This is a genomic window from Micrococcus luteus NCTC 2665 (assembly GCF_000023205.1).
Taxonomy (GTDB): Bacteria; Actinomycetota; Actinomycetes; order Actinomycetales; family Micrococcaceae; genus Micrococcus; species Micrococcus luteus.
This window is the reverse complement of the sequence record NC_012803.1, coordinates 1109166-1127360: the sequence shown is the minus strand read 5'-3', so window position 1 is coordinate 1127360 and position 18195 is coordinate 1109166. Positions and strand designations below refer to the sequence as shown.

Below are 18195 nucleotides of genomic sequence, written 5' to 3'. Positions count from 1 at the left end.
CCCACCCACAGGGAACAACGGAATGACACCACGCCACGGGACTTGACCCGGCCCCCGGTGTCCGTGCTATTAGTGTCACTGTAAGTCTGACAGGAGGAGATAGAACTATGGCGAAAATCATCGGCGTATCGAAGTTTGAACGGCTCTTTCGGGAGGCAGCCGGCCTGGACGTGGACAAGAACGACCTGGCGCGGCTGAACGATTTCGTGCGGCAGAAGGTCTACGATCTGTTGCTGGCGGCGCAGGCCACGGCCAAGGACAACCAGCGAGACGTCATCCAGCTGCACGACCTGCCGCTGACGCTCGGCTTCAAGGAGAGCATGCGGGCCTTCGACGGGCTGGACACCGCACTGGAGCTTCAGCCTATCCTGGATCAGCTGGTAGCCCTGCCCCCGCTCGACCTGGCCTACAGCTATGAGATGGAAGCGGAGTCGCCGCGCCTGGTCGGCGGGCTGACGGTGGCGCTGGCACGTGCCTTCAAAATCCTCGATCCTAAGGTCAAAAACCCGCAGAGCGTGCACTGGGAGCGGGCCATGGCTATCTTTGACCTGCTCTTTTAGCGTGCCGGACAAGACCTCGATTCGGGTTGCGCGTGGCAGGTCCAGCACTGCGTCAGCGGGGGTCAAGTCCCGTGGCGTGGTGTCATTCCGTTGTTCCCTGTGGGTGGGTGGTGGTCAGGCGGTGAGGTAGAGCTCGGGGCGGGCGGGTTCGGTGTGTTCGTGCAGGGTGTGGACGAGTTTGCGCATCGAGATGTCGGAGAAGTAGCGGCGTTCGCCGTATTGCCATTCCTCGTGTTGTTCCTGGAGGACCGCGCCGATCAGGCGGGTCACGGAGTCGCGGTCGGGGAAGATCTGGACGACGTCGGCGCGGCGTTTGATCTCGCGGTTGAGGCGCTCGATGGGGTTGTTGGACCAGACCTTCTGCCAGTGCTCCCGGGGCAGCGGGGCGAACCCGGTGAGGTCCGGCTCGGCGGCCTCGAGCATGGCGGTGATCTCGGGGAACGAGCCGCGCAGACTGTCGGTGACCTGGTGATACTGCGCGATCACCGCTTCGGGGGTGGTCTGCGCGAAGATCGTGGAGATCAGCGCGTTGACCGGCTTGGAGCGTGCTGAGCCGAGCTTCTGGGTCACGTTGCGCGCGAAATGCACTCGGCATCGTTGCCACCCCGAGCCGGGCAGGATCGCTTTCACCGCGGCCTTGATGCCGGCGTGCGCGTCGGACGTGACCAGGGCAACCCCGAGCGGGTCGGCGTCGGTGGCGACCTTCAGGCCGCGGTCGCGGAGGCTGCGGAGGAACTCGGTCCAGAAGTCGGTGGTCTCCGCGTCACCGAGCGCCATCCCGAGGATCTCCCGCCTGCCCTCGCCGCTCACGCCGGTGGCGACGACGAGGGCCTGCGAGGCGACCCGGCCGCGGTGGCGGACGTCGAGGTAGGTCGCGTCGAGGAACAGGTACGGGAACCAAGTGTGATCGATCCGGCGGGAAAGGAACTCCTGCACCGCCTCGTCGATCTCACCGCAGATCCGCGACACCGTCGACCGGCTGATGCCGGTGTCGTTGCCGAGCGCCCGCACCAGCTGATCGACCTTGCGGGTCGAGACGCCGTCGATCCAGGCCTGACAGATCACCGCGTAGAGCGCCTTGTCGACCCGGCGGCGCGGGCTCAGCAGCGAGGGGAAGAACGACCCCTCCCGCAGCTTCGGGATCTGAAGGTCCACCTCCCCGGCCGGGGTCGCGAGGGTCTTCGGCCGGGTGCCGTTACGGCGGGTGGTCCGCTCCGGGGTGCGCTCGTAACGGGCCGCGCCGATCTTCACGGTCGCTTCCGCGTTGATCAGGTCTTGCAGGCCGGCCTGCAGCATTCGCCGGAACACGTCCGAGTGGGCCAGGTCGGGGTCGGCGAGGACTTCGCCGATCAGGGTCGTCAGGGCAGACTGGTTGTGGGTCATCGTGGGATCACTCTTCTTGCTTCTTGGCGGAAACAACTGGTCATCCCACGATGGCCCTTCACCGTCTACGACGACGGGGCGTGTCAGATGGTCTGTGTAAGCCGTACCGAGAGGAACGGTAAGAATCATGACCATGACCGACGAGAAGAACCCAGGCGAGCCCTCGGGCCAGGACCTGGTCGAGCAGCTGAAAGCCTCAGGGCAGCTTGATTCCCTATTCGCGCAGATCGACGCGGGCGGCGTCGAGCTCACCGGTGACGGCGGGTTCGTGCCCGCGCTGGTCAAGGCCGCGCTCGAGCGGGGCCTGCAGGCCGAGCTGACCAGCCATCTGGGCTACGAGAAGGGCTCGAGCGAGGCGCCGAAGCACGCCAACTCCCGCAACGGGACCACCCCGAAGACCGTGGAGTCCGAGGTCGGGCCGATCGAGCTGGACGTCCCGCGAGACCGGGGCGGGTCGTTCACCCCGCGCCTGGTGCCCAAGGGCCAGCGGCGCCTCGGGGGCCTGGATGACATGATCATCAGCCTCTATGCCGGCGGAATGACGATCCGGGACATCCAGCACCACCTGGCCTCCACGATCGGCACGGACCTGTCGCACGAGACGATCTCCAACATCACCGACGCCGTGAGCGAAGAGGTCCTGGCGTGGCAGTCGCGGCCGCTGGAGGAGTTCTATCCGGTGATCTATCTCGACGCAATCCGGATCAAGATCCGAGAGAACAGCCAGGTCCTCAACCGTGCCGCCTACATCGCCGTCGGCGTGGACCTCGAGGGCATCAAGCACGTGCTGGGGATCTGGGTCCAGGACACCGAGGGCTCGGCGTTCTGGGCCCACGTCTGCGCCGATCTCGCCAACCGGGGCGTACAGGACGTGCTGATCGTGTGCTGCGACGGGCTCAAGGGCCTGCCGGAGGCGATCGAGGCGACGTGGCCGGACTCGATGGTCCAGACCTGCGTGGTTCACCTGATCCGGGCCGCGATGCGGTTCGTGGCCTACCAGGACCGCAAGAAGGTCGCCGCCGCGCTGAAGCCGATCTACACTGCCCCCAACGAAGAGACCGCGAGGAAGGCGCTGGCCGAGTTCGAGGCCTCCGAGCTCGGCACGAAGTACCCGTCTGCAGCCGCGACCTGGGCGAACTCCTGGGAGCGGTTCATCCCGTTCCTGCAGTTCCCACCCATGCTCCGCAAGGTCATCTACACGACCAACAGCATCGAGTCGCTGAACTTCCAGCTACGGAAGGTGACCAAGAACCGCGGCCACTTCCCCTCGACCGAGGCGGCGGTGAAGCTGCTCTGGCTGGCGATCTGCAACATCGAAGACAAACGCGCCGCCGAACGCGCTCGGGACCGGGGCAAACCCGCCGGCCAGCGCAAAGCCCAGGGCCGGCTCGTCGAAGGCCAGGCCGTCACGAACTGGAAGCAGGCCCTCGCCCAGCTCGCCGCGGCCTACCCCGACCGGATCAACCCCTACCTGTGACCACCCCGCTTACACAGACAAGTTGACACGCCCCGACGACGAGAACCCCGCGGGAATTGACACCACGCTATTGGACTCACCCTAGAGAACTTCCGCCCGTACTTGGTACACGAGCGCAAGGACCACCACACCTGCACTCCACCACCAGAGGGCCCCCGCCTCGGGCGCCACCGGCCACGCGCCTGCCTCTTTCATCTCGACGACGGCGACCCGCCATGCGTCACCGCCAGCCTGACCAAAGCGTTGGTCCCGCGTCAGTGACATGTCCGGTACCCCAGTGGACACAGACTCCTGTGAAATCGCTTCCAGGATCGATCGAGGCGAGGCCGTGGCCAGGACCAGCCCCCACACCGTGAGGTAGACCGACGGGTAGACGATCCGCGTCCACGCGGGCCGTCCTCGCCAGGCCATGAGGCTTGTCGTCCCGAGCACACTTCCGGCCATGAATCCGAAGAGACTGAAGAAACTGCTGACCATCAGGATGTGGCTCACCCCGAGGTCCACCGAAGCAGTCTGGCAGTCCCAAATCCGCGCCACTCCTGCCGCCTGGACCGCGTAGCACCCGACCGGCGCCATGACAGCAGCACATATCCCGACGGCGGCACCGGCACCCGTGCCGGCGACTGTCGCCTGTACGGCGGAAAGCACATGGGCCCGGTACGCGGGCCGCCACTGCCCCACGATCACCGCCAAGATCAAGGTGACGGTGAGGGCCCACAAGGTAAGCCCCAGGAGCACCATCCAAGCGGTCGCCAACGCGGTCCCAGCGATGGCGGTGTTTACCCCATTCCGCGGATCGAAGAGGCGGACCAATGTCGACAGCATGCCGCTAAGTGCCACAACCCCCGCCAGCAACACGATGGCCAAGAACAGCAGCGGTTCCAGAGATGGCCCGTGCCGCTTCACGCGCCCACGGGCTACTGCCGTTCCACCCGCTATGGCCGGGCGCGACATCGCCTGCCACCACTCACGCCCCGCGTGTCGGAATGCGGAAAGTCGATGCTGTAGGCGGTGCTTGACGATTCGTCGCCATTGCACCTCACCGCTCAGCTGTGAGGCCTTGGGCATGACGAGAATCAGGAGGAACGAGCACCCGAGCAGAAGGAGACCAAGACCGCAGAACACCATTGCAACAACGTTCTCGGAGCCCACGAGAAGTCCGGTCATCCCCACGACCAGACCGATCGCGAGGACCATGCCACCCCGCCCGGACCAAACCCTTTCACCCTGCCCATCCCGGAGCCCGGCAAGCTCCACTCGTCGTGACAGTGTGAATAGACCTGCCCACAATAGGGACACACTGGAAAACATCATGGCGTCGTGCATTGAATCCCTCCCACTCACTTGCCACCTGTGATGCCGCAAAGTCAACGGGAGAGGCCGGACGGGTTAAGCCACGGCAGTCGGCCGGCGTCGGAATACCCCGCCACCACCGGGGGTTGCCCCGGCATGAGCACCTCCCCCACCGTCACCCGCAATGACGCCGAGTCCCGGTATGAGCTCCACGACGGCGGCACCCTGCTCGCCGTCCTCGACTTCCGGGACAACGGCGCGGCCGTCTCCCTGAACCGGGCGTTCACCATCCCCGTGCACCGCGGCCAGGGCCACGCCGCCACGCTGACCGCCGGCGCAGTCGCGGACATCGAGACGAACGGCGGCCCCGCAGGGGGCCGCCGCATCGTGCCGATGTGCTGGTACGTCGCCCAGTGGTTCGACGAGCACCCGGAGAAGAGCGCGTTGCTCGCGCCCCGCTGACCGGAGCGGTCAGGCCGCGACGCGGTGCCGGCGCACCACGGCCAGGACGCCCGCGGCCAGCACCGCGACGGCGGCGGGCCACGCCGCCGGACCACGCCCGGTCTCGACCGCGTCCGGCACCGTGTGCTCGCCCTCGGCCGGCTCCGCGGGGGTCTCGGGCTCCACCGGCGAGGTGGGGGTCTCGAGCTCCACCGGCGAGGTGGGGGTGCCGAGATCGGCCGGCTGGCCCGGAGCTGCAGCGTCGTCGAACAGGCCGGCCACGGGGAAGGTCACGAACCCCGGGATCCGCCCGTTCTCCCAGTCGTAGAGGTCCACGCGGGGGTCGCCGAACCGCACGGTCACCGTCCGCGTCGTCGTGACGCCGTCCCTCGTGGCCCGCAGGGTGACGGTATCGGATCCGGTGAAGCCCTCGGGCGCCTGGTACACGTAGCCGCGCGGCCCGCCGGTCTCCTCCTCCGTCACCTCGACGACCCGGCCCCCGGCCGGGCCCGCGACGAGCGTCAGTGGCGCCGCCTCATCGCCCGTGTACGAGGAGATGAACACGTGTCGCTCCCCCGCCGCCGCGAGCAGGGTGGTGTCCCAGGCGGTGGGGAGCATGTGGAAGCCGAGTTCATGACGCTGGTCGGCGCGCAGCGGCTCGCCCGGGTCAGCGCCGGTGAGGTCGGCGTCCGGGCCGTAGGTGAGGGCCGCCACCTCGCCGCCCAGGACATAGAGGGTGTAGACGACGGGACCGGTCCCCGACTCGCCCAGGCTCCGCCGGGCCGCGGCGACGTCGAAGTCACCGCGCTCCAACTCGTCGTCGTACGTGAACGGGACCTCGGTCTCGGCGCCGCGGGCCTCCCCCTCCAGCGCCGGAGCCACCGTCAGGCGGACGTCGGACTCGTCCACCTCGAACTCGGTGCCGAAGGAGGCACCGGTCTCACCCTCCGCGCTGGCCACGAGGAAGGACCCGCCGGGGAGGCCGTGCTCGGCGGTCCATCCAGCGGGGTGGGCGGGTGAGGCGAGGGCGGGGGTCGCCCCCACGCCGGTGAGAAGGACGCCGGCGCCCAGGGCGGCGGCAAGGCGGGTCGGTCGGGCGGTGCGCATCGTGCTCCTCCAGGGGTGCGGTGCTGCGACGGGCCGAAAGGTTCCCCGGCCCGGACGCCCGAGGTCGGCCGGATGCCGCACTCGCCGCGTCGGCACGAATCTACGCCGCACGGACGTGAGGCGGGTCACTGTCCGGTGACGAAGCGCTATCGGCTCGGTCACGGCGTCGCCCGATGCGGATCGGGCCGTCCTGCCGACGCGGCGCGTCAGCGGGATGCGCTGGGCGAGGGGCTTGCCCCGGAGGAGGGGCGCGGGGTGGCCTGCGCCGTGTCGGCCGGGCTGGGCGACGGGCTCGCCGATGCGGCGTCCCGCCCCCGCTGGTCCTCGGCGTCCCGGCCGGACGCGCTGGCGGAGCCCGAAGCGCTGGAGGAACTGGGCGAGTTCGACGACGGCAGCACCGGCTTCTGGGTGGCGCGGAAGTTGCGCACCCGCTGCACCGGCTCCGGGACGAAGTCCGAGGGGACGGAGCCGCCGTCGGCGCCGGTGCCCTCGATCTTGATGGGGCCGGTGAACCCGGACGGTTCCGCCGTGCGCGCCCCGCTCGACCCGATCACGCCCATCTCCCCGAGCGTCGCGGCCAAACTCTCCAGCTCCTTGCGGTGGCCCTCGACCACGCTGGAGGCCAGCTCCTTGGCCGCGTCGTCCGAGCCGTCCTCCGCCTCCGTGGCGGAGATCGTCAGCGCGCCCTGATAGAGGCGGCGCATCTGGAGCAGGTAGATCCGTCCTGCCTCCTCCGGCTCGGCGGCGGCCAGCACGTTCTTCTCCCGGTCGGACATGAGTCCGGCGCGCAGCTCGTCGCCCACGATCTGGGTCGGCTCCGCGTCCTCCGTGGACTCGGGCTGCGCAGACGGGGTCGACTCGGCACCCGCAGCGCGCACGTCATCCGAGGGGACGCCCCAGCCCTCGAGCATCGACTCGAGCCGGCCCGCCCGCTCCTCGTGCTCGGACTTCATCCGTTCGGCGGTGGCCCGGATCTCCTGGTCCACGCCGTCCTTGCCCAGCACCTGATCGGACTGCTGGATCGCGTCGCGGTGGTTGCGCAGCAGCAGACCCGCGAACTGGATGTCCGCCGCGAGCGGGTCGGCGGACGTCTGGCTGGGGCTGGCCAGCACGCCCTCCAGGTAGGTGTTCCCCGCCTCCGTGCCACCGGTCTGTCCGGGCTCCTCGGCGACGCTGCAGCCGCCGGTGGCCAGGGTGATGCTCAGGAGCACCCCTCCAACGGCCACGCTCCAGCGGCGGGGGCGCACGCGGGCGGGGGCGATGTCGGCTCGGCTCATGGGCGCAGGTCCTCTCGGCGGTCGTCACCCGGTCACGGGGTCAATGGCGGTCCGACGCGGTCGGCCGCCCCGGCCTCCCCAGGGTACCCCTCCGACCTCCCGGCCCCGGGGCCGCCGCGGCCTCAGGCGACGCGGGTGGCCTGCACCACCCAGTTGTTGAAGGCGTTCCCGGTCATCCCGGTGCCCGGCACGAGGTCGCACGTGATCAGCGTGACCTTCGCATCGTCGCCCCCCGGCTCCCATGCCCAGCGGTTCGCCGGATCCTCGGTGAGCGCCTCCTTCTCCACCGAGACCGCGTCCGCGTCCGCCTCGAAGGCGGCCTGCGTGCCGTCGTCGTACGTCACCACGACGACGGCGCCCGCCCGCACGTCGCCCAGGTTCCAGAACACGTCACGCACGCCGTAGTAGACGACGTGCCCGGCCAGGACCCCCGCGTACTGGGAGCGCTCCCCCGGCGTGGTGCCCCACTGCGGCGGGCCGTACCAGCCGACCGTCTGTGGCTCCGGGTCCAAGTCGCCGCCCTCATCCAACTGCGTGAGGTCGATCCCCGCTCCGACGATCTGCTCGCCGTCCTGGTGGACGTCCACGTGGACAGGTGTCGCCGTGATCTCGTCCCACGGGGCGGCGGGGCCGGAGAGGTGGGCGGCCGCGGCGGGGGCTGGCTCCTCGGTGGGGGTCGGCTCCTCGGACGGCGTGGGTGCGCCGGCGGGTTCCTGGGTCTCGATGGGAACCGCCGCCTCCGACGTGGGTGCCGCGGAGGACGGGGTCGGTGTGGCCGTCGGTGCAGGGCTGGGCGTGGAGCGTGCTGAGGACGACGGCGACGGGGTCGCGGACGCCGTGGCGCTGAGGGTGGGGGCAGCGCTGATCGGCACGACGCCGACCGCCAGCACCCCGCGCAGCGCGAGGAACACGAGGCTCAGGCACGGCAGCAACAGGACCACCCACAGGGCGCGTCGGACGGTGGTGTTCATCCGGGTTCTCCCCTCGTGTGCATCGACCCGGCCCACCCGGGGCCGCGTCCGACGACGGCATGGTCTCACGCGCTCCGGCCTCGGCCCGGCGCGTCGTCTCCGGGCTCGGCATAGCGGTCCCGGACGAAGGCCTGCAACCGACGGGCGATCGCCTCCAGCGTCTCGGCGGCGAAGTGGTCCCCCCGCCATGCCGCGTGCAGTCGCACCGTGAGCGTCCGCCCCTGCGCGATGACCCGCAACGGCGTCAACCCGAAGGCCGGGTCCTCGGTGACGACGGCGACGCCCGCCCCCGTCGCGACCAGGGCCTGGGCCACCCGCCCGGAGTTCGCCTCGACGAGGGCCGGCGGCGTGAGGCCAGCCACGGCCACGGCGCCGTCGAGGACGCGTCGCGCCATGAAGGTGCGGGCGGGCGCGACGACGGGCTGGGCGACGAGGTCGTCGAGGGACACCCGCGTCCGGCCCGCCCAGGGGTGGCCCGGGGCGACGTACGCCCAGACCGGCAGGTCCATCAGCGGCAGCGACGCGACGGCGGGCGGCGGCACCGTCGGCATCACCACCAGGTCGTGCCGCGCGACGGCGTCGAGCAGCGAGTCGTCCAGCTGGGTCTCCGCGATGCGCGGGCGCGGGTCCTCCTCGCCGAAGGTGGCCACGAACGGCAGCACGACGTCGATGAGGGTGGTGCCGGGCGCGGCCACGGCCACGTCCGTGAGCCGACCGGAGGCGAGCGCGCGGGCCGCCTGCTCCGCCCGTCGATGGGCGACGAGGACCTCGCGCGCCACCGGGAGGAACGCCTCGCCGGCCGTCGTCAGCTCGAGCCGGCCGGCGACCCGGGCGAACAGGGGCAGGCGCAGCTCACGCTGAAGCCGCTGCAGCTGCCGACTGAGCGCAGACTGCACGAGATCCAGGCGGATCGCGGCCCCCGAGACCGTGCCGACCTCGGCCACCGTGACGAAGGCCCTGAGCAGTTTCTCCTCCATGCCGGATGAGCATAGCCCCCATGCCAGATCATCACTGGACGGCATGGACTCGACGCCCCCACCATGGGAGGACGCGGCCCGACGCGTCGTCGTCGCGCCCACCCGTCGTCCCCGCTCCCCGTGAGCCGTCCCCAGGAGGCATCCTCATGACCGCCACCCCCGACCTCGAGCAGACCCGCCACCTGGCCACCGAGCTGCCCGGCCCCCGCTCCCGTGAGCTCGCCGAGCGCCAGCAGCGCGCCGTCCCGGCCGGCGTGGCCACCACCATGCCGGTGTACGCGGCCCGCGCCGCGGGCGGCATCCTCGAGGACGTGGACGGCAACCGCCTGATTGACCTGGCCTCCGGCATCGCCGTCACCTCCGTGGGCGCCTCCCACCCGCGCGTCGTGGCCGCCGTCCAGGAGCAGGTCGCCCAGTTCACCCACACCTCGTTCATGATCACGCCCTACGAGGGCTACGTGGCCGTGGCCGAGCAGCTGGACCGCACCAGCCCGATCCCCGGCGAGACCCGCACCGCCCTGTTCAACTCCGGCGCCGAGGCCGTGGAGAACGCCGTCAAGGTGGCCCGCGCCTACACCGGCAAGCAGGCCGTGGCCGCGTTCGACCACGCCTACCACGGCCGCACCACCCTGACGATGGCGCTGACCGCCAAGTCCATGCCCTACAAGCACAGCTTCGGACCGTTCGCCCCCGAGATCTACCGCGTGCCCGGCTCCTACCCGCTGCGGGACGGCCTGTCCGGCGCCGAGGCCGCGCAGCGTGCCATCTCCGCGCTGGAGAAGCAGATCGGTGCCGACGACCTGGCCGCCGTGATCATGGAGCCGATCCAGGGCGAGGGCGGCTTCATCGTCCCGGCCGAGGGCTTCCTGCCGGCCATGGTCGAGTGGTGCAAGGCCAACGACGTCCTGTTCATCGCGGACGAGGTCCAGTCCGGCATCGCCCGCACCGGCGCCTGGTTCGCCTCCGAGACCGAGGGCATCGAGCCGGACCTGATGGCGACCGCCAAGGGCATCGCCGGCGGCATGCCGCTCTCCGGCGTCACCGGCCGCGCCGAGGTGATGGACTCCGTGCACCCGGGCGGCCTCGGGGGCACCTACGGCGGCAACCCCGTCGCCACGGCGGCGGCGCTCGCCGTGTTCGAGGCCGTCGAGGAGGACGGTCTCCTGGAGAAGGCCCGCCGGATCGAGCAGGTCATCCGCGAGCACTTCGAGCAGAACGCCGACGACCGCATCGCCGAGGTCCGCGGCCGCGGCGCGATGATGGCGATCGAGTTCGTGGACCCCGCCACCGGCGAGCCGGACGCGACGCTGACCGCCACCGTGGCCGCGGCCGTGCGCGCCACCGGCGTCATCCTGCTCACGTGCGGCACCTACGGCAACGTCGTGCGCTTCCTGCCGCCGCTGACCATCGGTGAGGACCTCCTCAAGGAGGGCCTGAGCGAGGTCACGAAGGCGCTGCAGTCCGCCTGAGACGCCGCCACCGGCGGACCGACGACGACGGCCCCGCATCCCTGTCCGGGATGCGGGGCCGTCCGCCTGTCGGCACAGGACTCAGATGTCGTCCTCGTACGCCGGGCCGCCTTCGTTCTCCATGGCCTTGATGCGCCGGGACTTCTCGGCGGAGAAGATCCGGCGGACCCCCGCGCCGCCGAACTCGTCCTCCGGGACCAGCCCGACGCCGTACTTCAGCAGGGCCTTCTCCAGACGCAGACGCTCGTCCACCCGCAGGTCGGCCAGCCCCTTCTCGAAGCGGCGCAGCTGCTCCTTCTCGAGGCCGGCCGCGGTGGCCAGGGTGCGGGCACTGACCTGGGCGAGAGCGCGGCCGGCGCGCGCCACGTCGAACGTCATCGGGGTGGGGTACATCAGACATCTCGATTCTGCAGTTCTCGACGGGGATCCCGTTCATGATGGCCGCGCCCCGGTTGAAGGGACAAGGGCGCGCCAGCCGAGAACCCGCTGTGTGACAGGCGCGTCACTGACTCATCGCTCCCGCCACGCCGGCGGGACGCGGACGGGCCCGCCTCCAGTCACCGGAGGCGGGCCCGTCGTCGTCGTGGGGGTGTCAGTCCTGGACGAAGTACGTCTGCTTGTTGACGAACTCGTCCATGCCGAGCGGGCCGAGCTCGCGGCCGAAGCCGGAGCGCTTGATGCCGCCGAACGGGATCTCCGCCCCTTCTCCCGCCGGCGTGTTGACGTTGGCCATGCCGACCTCGAGCTGCCGGGCGATCCGCTCGGCCTGAGCCTCGTCCTGGGAGAACACGGCGCCGCCCAGGCCGTACTGGGAGTCGTTGGCGAGGGCGAGCGCCTCGTCCGCGGACTCCACCTTGTAGACGACGGCGACGGGGCCGAAGAGCTCCTCGCGGTAGGCGTCCATCTCGGAGGTGACGCCCGTGATCACGGCCGGGGCGAAGCGGGCGCCCGCCTCGTCCGTGACGGTCCCGCCGACGTGGACCGTCGCCCCCTGCTGACGGGCCCGCTCCACCTGCTCGGCCAGGCCCTCGGCGGCACCGCGCGAGGACAGCGGGGTGAAGACCGTCGGGTCCTCGTCGGCGGCCTCCCCGGGCTTCATGGCCTCGGCCAGGGACACCAGCTCGGCCACGAAGGCGTCGTGGATGTCCGCCGTGACGATCATGCGCTTGTTGGAGTTGCAGGCCTGGCCCATGTTGTACATGCGGGTCGCCCACGCGGTGCGGGCGGCCTCGGCCGGATCCTCGGCGTCGAGCACGATGTACGGATCCGACCCGCCGAGCTCGAGGACGGCCTTCTTGAGGTGCTGGCCCGCGAGCGCGCCGATCACGGAGCCGGCCCGCTCGGAGCCGGTCAGGGAGACGCCGGCCACGCGCGGGTCGGCGATGAACTCGGCGATCTGGTCGTGCGTGGCGAACACGTTGGTGTACACGCCGGCCGGCACGCCGGCGTCGTCCATGATCTGCTGCACGGCCAGGGCCGAGCGCGGGCAGATCTCGGCGTGCTTGAGCACGATCGCGTTGCCGAGCATGAGGTTCGGCGCGGCGAAACGGGCGATCTGGTAGTACGGGAAGTTCCACGGCATGACACCCAGCAGCACACCCAGGGGCAGGTGGCGGATCATGGCGCGGCCGCCCTCGAAGGTCTCGATGGGGCGGTCCGCGGCGAAGGTGGGGCCCTTGTCCGCGAAGTAGCCGAAGATGGCCGAGCTGAACTCCGCCTCCTCGACGCCCTCGGTCACGCGCTTGCCCATCTCGGTGGCGATGATCTGCGCGAGCTCGTCCTTGCGCTCCTCGAAGAGGTCCGCGACCTTGTGCACGATGGTGGCGCGCTCCTCGATGGGGCGGGCGGCCCACGCACGCTGGGCGGCCTCGGCGGCGGCCAGCAGCTGGTCGACCTCACCGTCGGCGAGGGTCGGGAAGGTCTCCACGACCTGGTCGGTGCTGGGGTCCTGCACGCGATAGCCGGTGGGGGTGCTCATGAGTGGGTCCTCTCGTTCGGGTCCCGGACCACGGCAGTGCCGTCGTCGTCCGGACGGATGATCGGGATGGGTCGGGTCGAGTCCGTCTGCGGCAGGGTCTCGCCACGGAAGTAGGCCGGGTGGCGCAGCCGCGTCCACATCATCAGTACCACGCCGATCGCCAGCACGCCCATGCCCAGGATGAACACGGTGCCGACACCGAACACGGACGAGCCGGAGCCGTAGTCGGGGTCGGTGGAGTCCAGCGCGGTCACGCAGAACATCACCAGCAGCACGAGGCCGCCGATCAGCGGGAACAGGAAGGTGGTGAGGGCGTTGCCCACCGAGGTGAACCACTCGCGGCGGAAGTACCAGACGCAGGCCAGGGCGGTGATGCCGTAGTAGAAGCAGATCATCAGGCCCAGGGCGGTGATGGTGTCCCACAGGGCGTTCTCGGAGAGCAGCCGCGTGACGACGTAGAAGAGGCCGGCGAAGCCCGCGCACACCCAGGTCGCGAAGGCCGGGCTGTTGAACCGGGGGCTCAGCTCGGCGAAGCGCGCGGGCACGGCCCGGTAGAAGCCCATCGCCAGCAGGGTGCGGGCCGGGGAGACCATGGTGGACTGCAGGGAGGCCAGGGAGCTGACGAGGATCGCGCTGGACATGATCACGGCGAAGGGGCCCAGGATCGGGCCGGCGAGGACCGCGAAGATCGACTCCTGGTTCTCCGGATTGCCCGCGCCCAGGCCCTCGGAGCCGATGCCCGCCCAGGAGATCACGGCCAGGGCGGACAGGATGTAGACGGCGATGATGACGAACACGGTGACGGCGGCGGCCCGGCCGGGGGTGCGCTCGGGGTCCTTGGTCTCCTCGTTCATCGTGAGGGTCACGTCCCAGCCCCAGAACAGGAAGATGGACAGGGAGACGCCGGCTGCGACCACACTGAAGTCGCCCGCGGTGAACGGGTTGAACCAGTCCAGCTGCACCGGAGTGGGGTCGAAGCCCGCGCCACGGGAGGACTGCATCAGGGCGGCGACGGCGAACGCGCCGAGGGCCAGGATCTGGAAGGCCACCAGGATGTACTGCAGGTGCTTGGTGGTCTCCATGCCCCGGTGCGAGATCCATCCGGCCAGGGCCAGGTACACCAGGGTCAGGGGGATGTTGACCCACAGGTTGCCGGCCAGGTCCGCGATGGCCTGGCTCCCGGTGATCTGGGCGAGCAGCAGGAACGTGAAGTCGACGGCGACGGCCGCCAGGTTGGACAGCACGATCACGGAGGCGGCGATGAGACCCCAGCCGCCCATCCACCCGACATACGGCCCGAAGGCGTGCGTGGCCCAGGTGAAGGACGTGCCGGAGTCCGGCACCCGCGTGTTCAGCGCCCGGTAGCCGAGGGCCACCAGGAGCATCGGGATGAAGCCGAGCAGCAGGATCGCGGGCACGTGGGTGCCGACGGTGCTGATGGTCGGCCCGAGGCCCGAGGTCAACGTGTAGGCGGGGGCGACGACGGAGACGCCGATCACCACGGCCCCGAGCAGGCCGACCTTGCCGGCCTGGAGCCCCTTGTTGCTCACCCCGCCCGGGTTGAGGAGGTTGACCTGCTCGATGGCGGAGGTGGTCGGGTACACGTGCTCGTGTCCCTCATCGTCGACGACGCGGCGTCGTGGGGTGGATGCGCTCATGAGGATGTCCTTGTCCGTCGGGCCGGTCAGCCGGTGGGCTGCCCCGCGTCGGTGGCTTCCCGCTCGGCGATGGCCAGGGCGGCGGCCTCGCCCATGCGGATCGCGCCGTCCACGTGCTGGTAGCCCTCGGCGGCGATGTCCGAGCACGCGTAGTGGATGGGGCCGGTCGGGCGGTTCTGGAGGTGGCCCCAGCGGGAGAGCCCACCGAGGTCGTAGCTGGTGGCGTAGGCGCCTCGGGTCCACTCCTCGGCGGCCATGTCCGAGAGGAAGAACGCGATCGGCTCGAGAGTCCGGGGGCCGAGGTACTCGGCCATGGCGCCGAGGATCGCGGCCTTGCGCTCCTCCTCCGGCAGGGCCCACATCTGCTCCGCGTACACGTCGGACACGAACCCGACGAGGGTGCCGTGCGGGTCCTCCTCGCCCGGGGCGCCGCCGGCCAGGTTCTCGCCGCGGTTGGTGTTGTCATAGATCTCCTGGACGAGACGGCCGCCACCGAAGCACGTGCCGGACAGGCCCTCCTCGCGCCAGAACGGGGTCTCGTACACGGCGTGCACCTTGATGACCAGGCCCATGGAGATGTGCTGGTGCGCGATCTGCTGCTCGCGCGGCATCGGCGGCTCGAAGGAGATGCGGCTGTAGAGGTTCGGCGGGACGGCCAGGACCGCGTAGCGGGCGTGCACCTCGTAGTCGTCGGTGAGCGCCACGACGTCGCCGGCGGCGCCGTCGTGCGCCACGCCGTTGCGCACGTCCGCGGCCACACCGTTCTTCTCGTCCGCGGTGGACGGGTCCGGCTCGGCCCAGCGCAGGGTGCGCACCGGTTGGCCGAGGACGACGTCGTCGCCCAGCTCGGCGGCCATGGTCAGGGACACCGACTGCATGCCGCCCTCGACGCGCTTGTCCAGGATGAAGTCCTCGTCCACCAGGTTGCGGAACGACCCCGCCGAGGCGGCCATGAGCAGCGCCTGGAGCATGGAGAAGGTGTGGGAGGGCTTGGTCAGCATGCCGGAGGCGATGTAGATGGAGACGTTGTCGATGGCCTCCGGGTCGTCCGACTCCTGTTCCAGCCAGTGGCGGAAGGAGATCGTGTCCAGCTCGGCGGCCCGCGGGTGCTCCCACGGGGCGGCGGCGTCGATCTCTGCGGTCAGTTCGTCGATCTTGGCGATCAGGCGGTCCATCTCCCGGTCCGTCTTCTCGGCTACCGGGAAGTCGAGGCCGTCGTAGACGTGGCGTTCTCCGCGCGGGTCCACGTAGACGTTGCGACCGTCGCGGAAGCGGGAGAACGTCGGCAGGCCGAGCTCCTCCACCAGGGAGATGAGGCGGGTCTGGTCCGGGGAGATCCACTGGCCGCCGATCTCGATGAAGTGGTCCTTGCCGTCGGCGCCCTCGACCAGGCCGTTCCAGGTGCGGCCGCCGACGCGCCGGCGAGCCTCCAGGACGGTGACGGACAGGCCCTGGGCCTTCGCGGTGCGGGCGGCCATGAGGCCGGCCGGGCCGGCGCCGATCACGACGACGTCGCTCGTCCGGCGCTCGCGGCCGGCGGTGGCGGGGGCGGTGGTCATGGGGTGCTCCTCTGGCGGGGACGGGGGCATCGGGCGGGGCCCGGGTGAATGCCGTTCATTTAGAGTGTCGGCGCTCACTGTACGGGCCGCGCGCCGGGAAGGGAAGGCCGGTCCGTGGCCGGCCTGACACCTCCTGCCCGTCCGACGGGTCAGAATGGCCGGATGGACGAGACCCCTGAACCGCCCCGGACGCGCCGCCGCCGCGGACGACCTCTCTCCCCCGCTCTGAGCCGCGAGGCGATCGCGGATGCGGCGCTCGCGGTCGCCCGCGCCGAGGGATACGAAGGGCTCACCATGGCGGCGGTCGGCCGTCGCCTGGGCGTGGCGCCGAGCGCGCTCTACAACCACATCCGGGGCAAGCACGAGCTGCTCGTCCTGCTGCAGGACGCCGTGATGGGCGAGGTCTCGCTCGTCGAGCTGGAGGCCGCGATCCGGGGCGAGGCGCCCGTCGTCGCCGCCCTGCGGGCGTGGGCACGCTCCTACCGGGACGTCTTCGCGGCCCATCCGCCGCTGATCCCGCTCATCGCCACCCTGCCGATCGAGGGAGCCCCGTCGACGCAGCGGGTCTACGAGACGGTGTGCGCGGTGCTGGCCCGGACCGGCCTGGCGCCGGAGCAGGTGCTGGCCCGGGTGATCGCGCTCGAGTCCTTCATCTACGGTTCCGCGTACGACGTCGACGCTCCGGCCGACATCTTCGAGGTGGCGGGGGCGCAGGAGCGCCTGCCCGCGCTCGGCGCGGCCGCCGAGGCCTTCCGGGCGGGCGGGGGCACGCGCGCGACGGGGGCGCGGAACCCCTACGCGGACGCACCCTTCGAGGAGGGACTGGACCTGCTGCTGGCGGGCCTCGGCGACTGACGCGGGTTGCCGGCCGCGTGTCATGCCGGCACGGACGCGCCGCCCCTCCGCGTGAGAGGAGCGGCGCGTCAACGGATCTGTGTGCGGCGGGCTGTCAGTCGGTCAGTCCCAGACGACGGCGGGCCGCGACCAGCACCCCCGCGGCGGCGGCGCCGAGGCCGGCCAGCCACCAGCCGGTGGACTGCCCCGTCTCGACGGTGTCCGGGGTCGTGTGCTGCTCGTCGGCGTCGTCCTCGACCGGAGCGGGCTGCTTCTCCGCGCCCTCCGGAGCCGGGGCGGCCTCGTCGCCCCGGAACGCGGCGAGCGCCGCAGCGGTGTGCGGGTCGGTCAGGTCGAGCGGCTTCCCATTGAGGACGCCGTCCTCGGCATCGAGGAAGCCGTCGTACGCGGCGGGGATCTCCTCGCCGACATGCACGGTGACGGTCTGGACATGGGCGACATGGTCGCTGTGGAAGTCGACGGTGAAGGTGTCCGTGCCGACGAAGCCCTCGTCGGGGATGTACCAGGCACGGAGCTCGGAGTGCTCCGAGTCACGGAACGCGAAGACCTCACCGTGGGCCGGCTCGGCCACGACCGCCGCGTAGGTGTTCTCCATCGTCGGCGCGGCGACCAGGTGAACGATCTCGGCGCCCTCCACCCCAGGTGCCAACTGCATGGCCGAGTCCCAGGCCAGGGGCCGGTCCCCGAGGTGGCCCGTCTGCGGTCCGTCGACGGAGTGCACGGCCGCCCCCTGATCGTCGGCGAGATCAGCGTCCGCCTGGAGCGTGATGCCCATGGTCAGCATCTGCCCGTCCACCTCCACGTCGTACCGCACGAGGCCTTCACCGGCCGCGCCGAGCGCGCGGCGGGTCTCGAGGACGTCCACCGCGCCGCCGTCGATGACGTCCAGGGCGGTGAACTCCACCTCCTGACCGCCCTCCAGGCGGGTGCCGTCCTCGGCCACCGGCGTGATCGTGAGCGTGAGGTCCTCCGGGTCGTAGCCGTCGTAGGTCTGGAAGAAGGCGGCGGTGACGTTCTCGTGGTCGACGGCCTGGAAGTAGCCGGCCTGGGGGCCATGGGCGTCGTCCCAGGCCGCGGCGGGGCCGGCGAGGGCGACGGTGGTGATGAGGCCGGCGGCGGCGACGGCGGCGGGCAGGTGACGGAGGGAGGGACGACGGGTACGGATGACGGACATGGCAACTCCTCACTGA

Annotated in this window: 16 protein-coding genes; 5 read left to right on the top strand and 11 right to left on the bottom strand. The window is 70.8% G+C overall.

From position 1 onward, the window contains the following. Positions 1-107: 107 nt before the first annotated feature. The gene (locus MLUT_RS16745; protein ID WP_012750855.1) at positions 108-560 is read left to right on the top strand and encodes a DUF1931 family protein; all 453 of its coding nucleotides are present in this window, start codon (positions 108-110) and stop codon (positions 558-560) included. 114 nt (positions 561-674) lie between these two features. Here MLUT_RS16745 and MLUT_RS16740 read toward each other — a convergent pair whose 3' ends face one another. Next, entirely contained in the window at positions 675-1943 is a 1269-nt protein-coding gene (locus MLUT_RS16740) for an IS256 family transposase (RefSeq protein WP_012750854.1), read from the bottom strand. Between the two features lie 133 nt (positions 1944-2076). On the opposite strand from MLUT_RS16740, the gene MLUT_RS16735 reads away from it, so the two are divergent. Further along, entirely contained in the window at positions 2077-3420 is a 1344-nt protein-coding gene (locus MLUT_RS16735) for an IS256-like element ISMlu11 family transposase (RefSeq protein ID WP_010078807.1), read from the top strand. Between the two features lie 81 nt (positions 3421-3501). Here MLUT_RS16735 and MLUT_RS16730 read toward each other — a convergent pair whose 3' ends face one another. After that, positions 3502-4617, bottom strand: a complete 1116-nt coding sequence (locus tag MLUT_RS16730; RefSeq protein ID WP_010078808.1) for a hypothetical protein — start codon at positions 4615-4617, stop codon at positions 3502-3504. 252 nt (positions 4618-4869) lie between these two features. Between MLUT_RS16730 and MLUT_RS16725 the strand changes: the two genes are divergently transcribed. After that, positions 4870-5175: a GNAT family N-acetyltransferase gene (locus tag MLUT_RS16725; RefSeq protein WP_010078809.1), complete on the top strand. Its 306-nt coding sequence runs from the start codon at positions 4870-4872 to the stop codon at positions 5173-5175. A gap of 9 nt (positions 5176-5184) precedes the next feature. Here MLUT_RS16725 and MLUT_RS16720 read toward each other — a convergent pair whose 3' ends face one another. From MLUT_RS16720 to MLUT_RS16705, 4 genes are all read right to left on the bottom strand, one after another. Next, entirely contained in the window at positions 5185-6261 is a 1077-nt protein-coding gene (locus MLUT_RS16720) for a hypothetical protein (RefSeq protein ID WP_010078810.1), read from the bottom strand. 206 nt (positions 6262-6467) lie between these two features. Further along, positions 6468-7538 carry a DUF305 domain-containing protein gene (locus tag MLUT_RS16715; protein ID WP_010078811.1) on the bottom strand — a complete coding sequence of 357 codons (1071 nt, stop codon included), beginning with the start codon at positions 7536-7538 and terminating at the stop codon, positions 6468-6470. Between the two features lie 122 nt (positions 7539-7660). After that, positions 7661-8509: a class F sortase gene (locus MLUT_RS16710; protein ID WP_010078812.1), complete on the bottom strand. Its 849-nt coding sequence runs from the start codon at positions 8507-8509 to the stop codon at positions 7661-7663. A 65-nt stretch (positions 8510-8574) separates the two neighbouring features. Further along, positions 8575-9486, bottom strand: coding sequence for a LysR family transcriptional regulator (locus MLUT_RS16705; protein WP_012750853.1), 912 nt, complete (start codon positions 9484-9486; stop codon positions 8575-8577). A 146-nt stretch (positions 9487-9632) separates the two neighbouring features. On the opposite strand from MLUT_RS16705, the gene gabT reads away from it, so the two are divergent. Continuing rightward, positions 9633-10955, top strand: coding sequence for a 4-aminobutyrate--2-oxoglutarate transaminase (gene gabT / locus MLUT_RS16700; RefSeq protein ID WP_010078814.1), 1323 nt, complete (start codon positions 9633-9635; stop codon positions 10953-10955). A gap of 81 nt (positions 10956-11036) precedes the next feature. On the opposite strand, the gene MLUT_RS16695 is transcribed toward gabT, so the two are convergent. The 4 genes from MLUT_RS16695 to MLUT_RS16680 all read right to left on the bottom strand — a co-directional run bounded on the left by MLUT_RS16695 (position 11037) and on the right by MLUT_RS16680 (position 16150). Next, a complete protein-coding gene (locus MLUT_RS16695; protein ID WP_010078815.1) occupies positions 11037-11348 on the bottom strand; it encodes a hypothetical protein in 312 nt (103 codons plus the stop codon). 199 nt (positions 11349-11547) lie between these two features. Beyond that, the gene (locus MLUT_RS16690) at positions 11548-12933 is read right to left on the bottom strand and encodes an NAD-dependent succinate-semialdehyde dehydrogenase (RefSeq protein ID WP_010078816.1); all 1386 of its coding nucleotides are present in this window, start codon (positions 12931-12933) and stop codon (positions 11548-11550) included. Beyond that, positions 12930-14591 (bottom strand): APC family permease, encoded by a 1662-nt coding sequence (locus MLUT_RS16685; protein WP_010078817.1) that lies wholly within the window; start codon positions 14589-14591, stop codon positions 12930-12932. The genes MLUT_RS16690 and MLUT_RS16685 overlap by 4 nt, the downstream gene beginning before the upstream one ends. 26 nt (positions 14592-14617) lie before the next feature. Next, on the bottom strand, positions 14618-16150 hold the full coding sequence (locus MLUT_RS16680; protein WP_010078818.1) for a flavin monoamine oxidase family protein: 1533 nt from the start codon (positions 16148-16150) through the stop codon (positions 14618-14620). A gap of 162 nt (positions 16151-16312) precedes the next feature. On the opposite strand from MLUT_RS16680, the gene MLUT_RS16675 reads away from it, so the two are divergent. Continuing rightward, the gene (locus MLUT_RS16675; protein ID WP_010078819.1) at positions 16313-17005 is read left to right on the top strand and encodes a TetR/AcrR family transcriptional regulator; all 693 of its coding nucleotides are present in this window, start codon (positions 16313-16315) and stop codon (positions 17003-17005) included. Positions 17006-17099: 94 nt separating this feature from the next. On the opposite strand, the gene MLUT_RS16670 is transcribed toward MLUT_RS16675, so the two are convergent. Continuing rightward, a complete protein-coding gene (locus MLUT_RS16670) occupies positions 17100-18179 on the bottom strand; it encodes a hypothetical protein (RefSeq protein ID WP_010078820.1) in 1080 nt (359 codons plus the stop codon). Positions 18180-18195 lie beyond the last annotated feature (16 nt).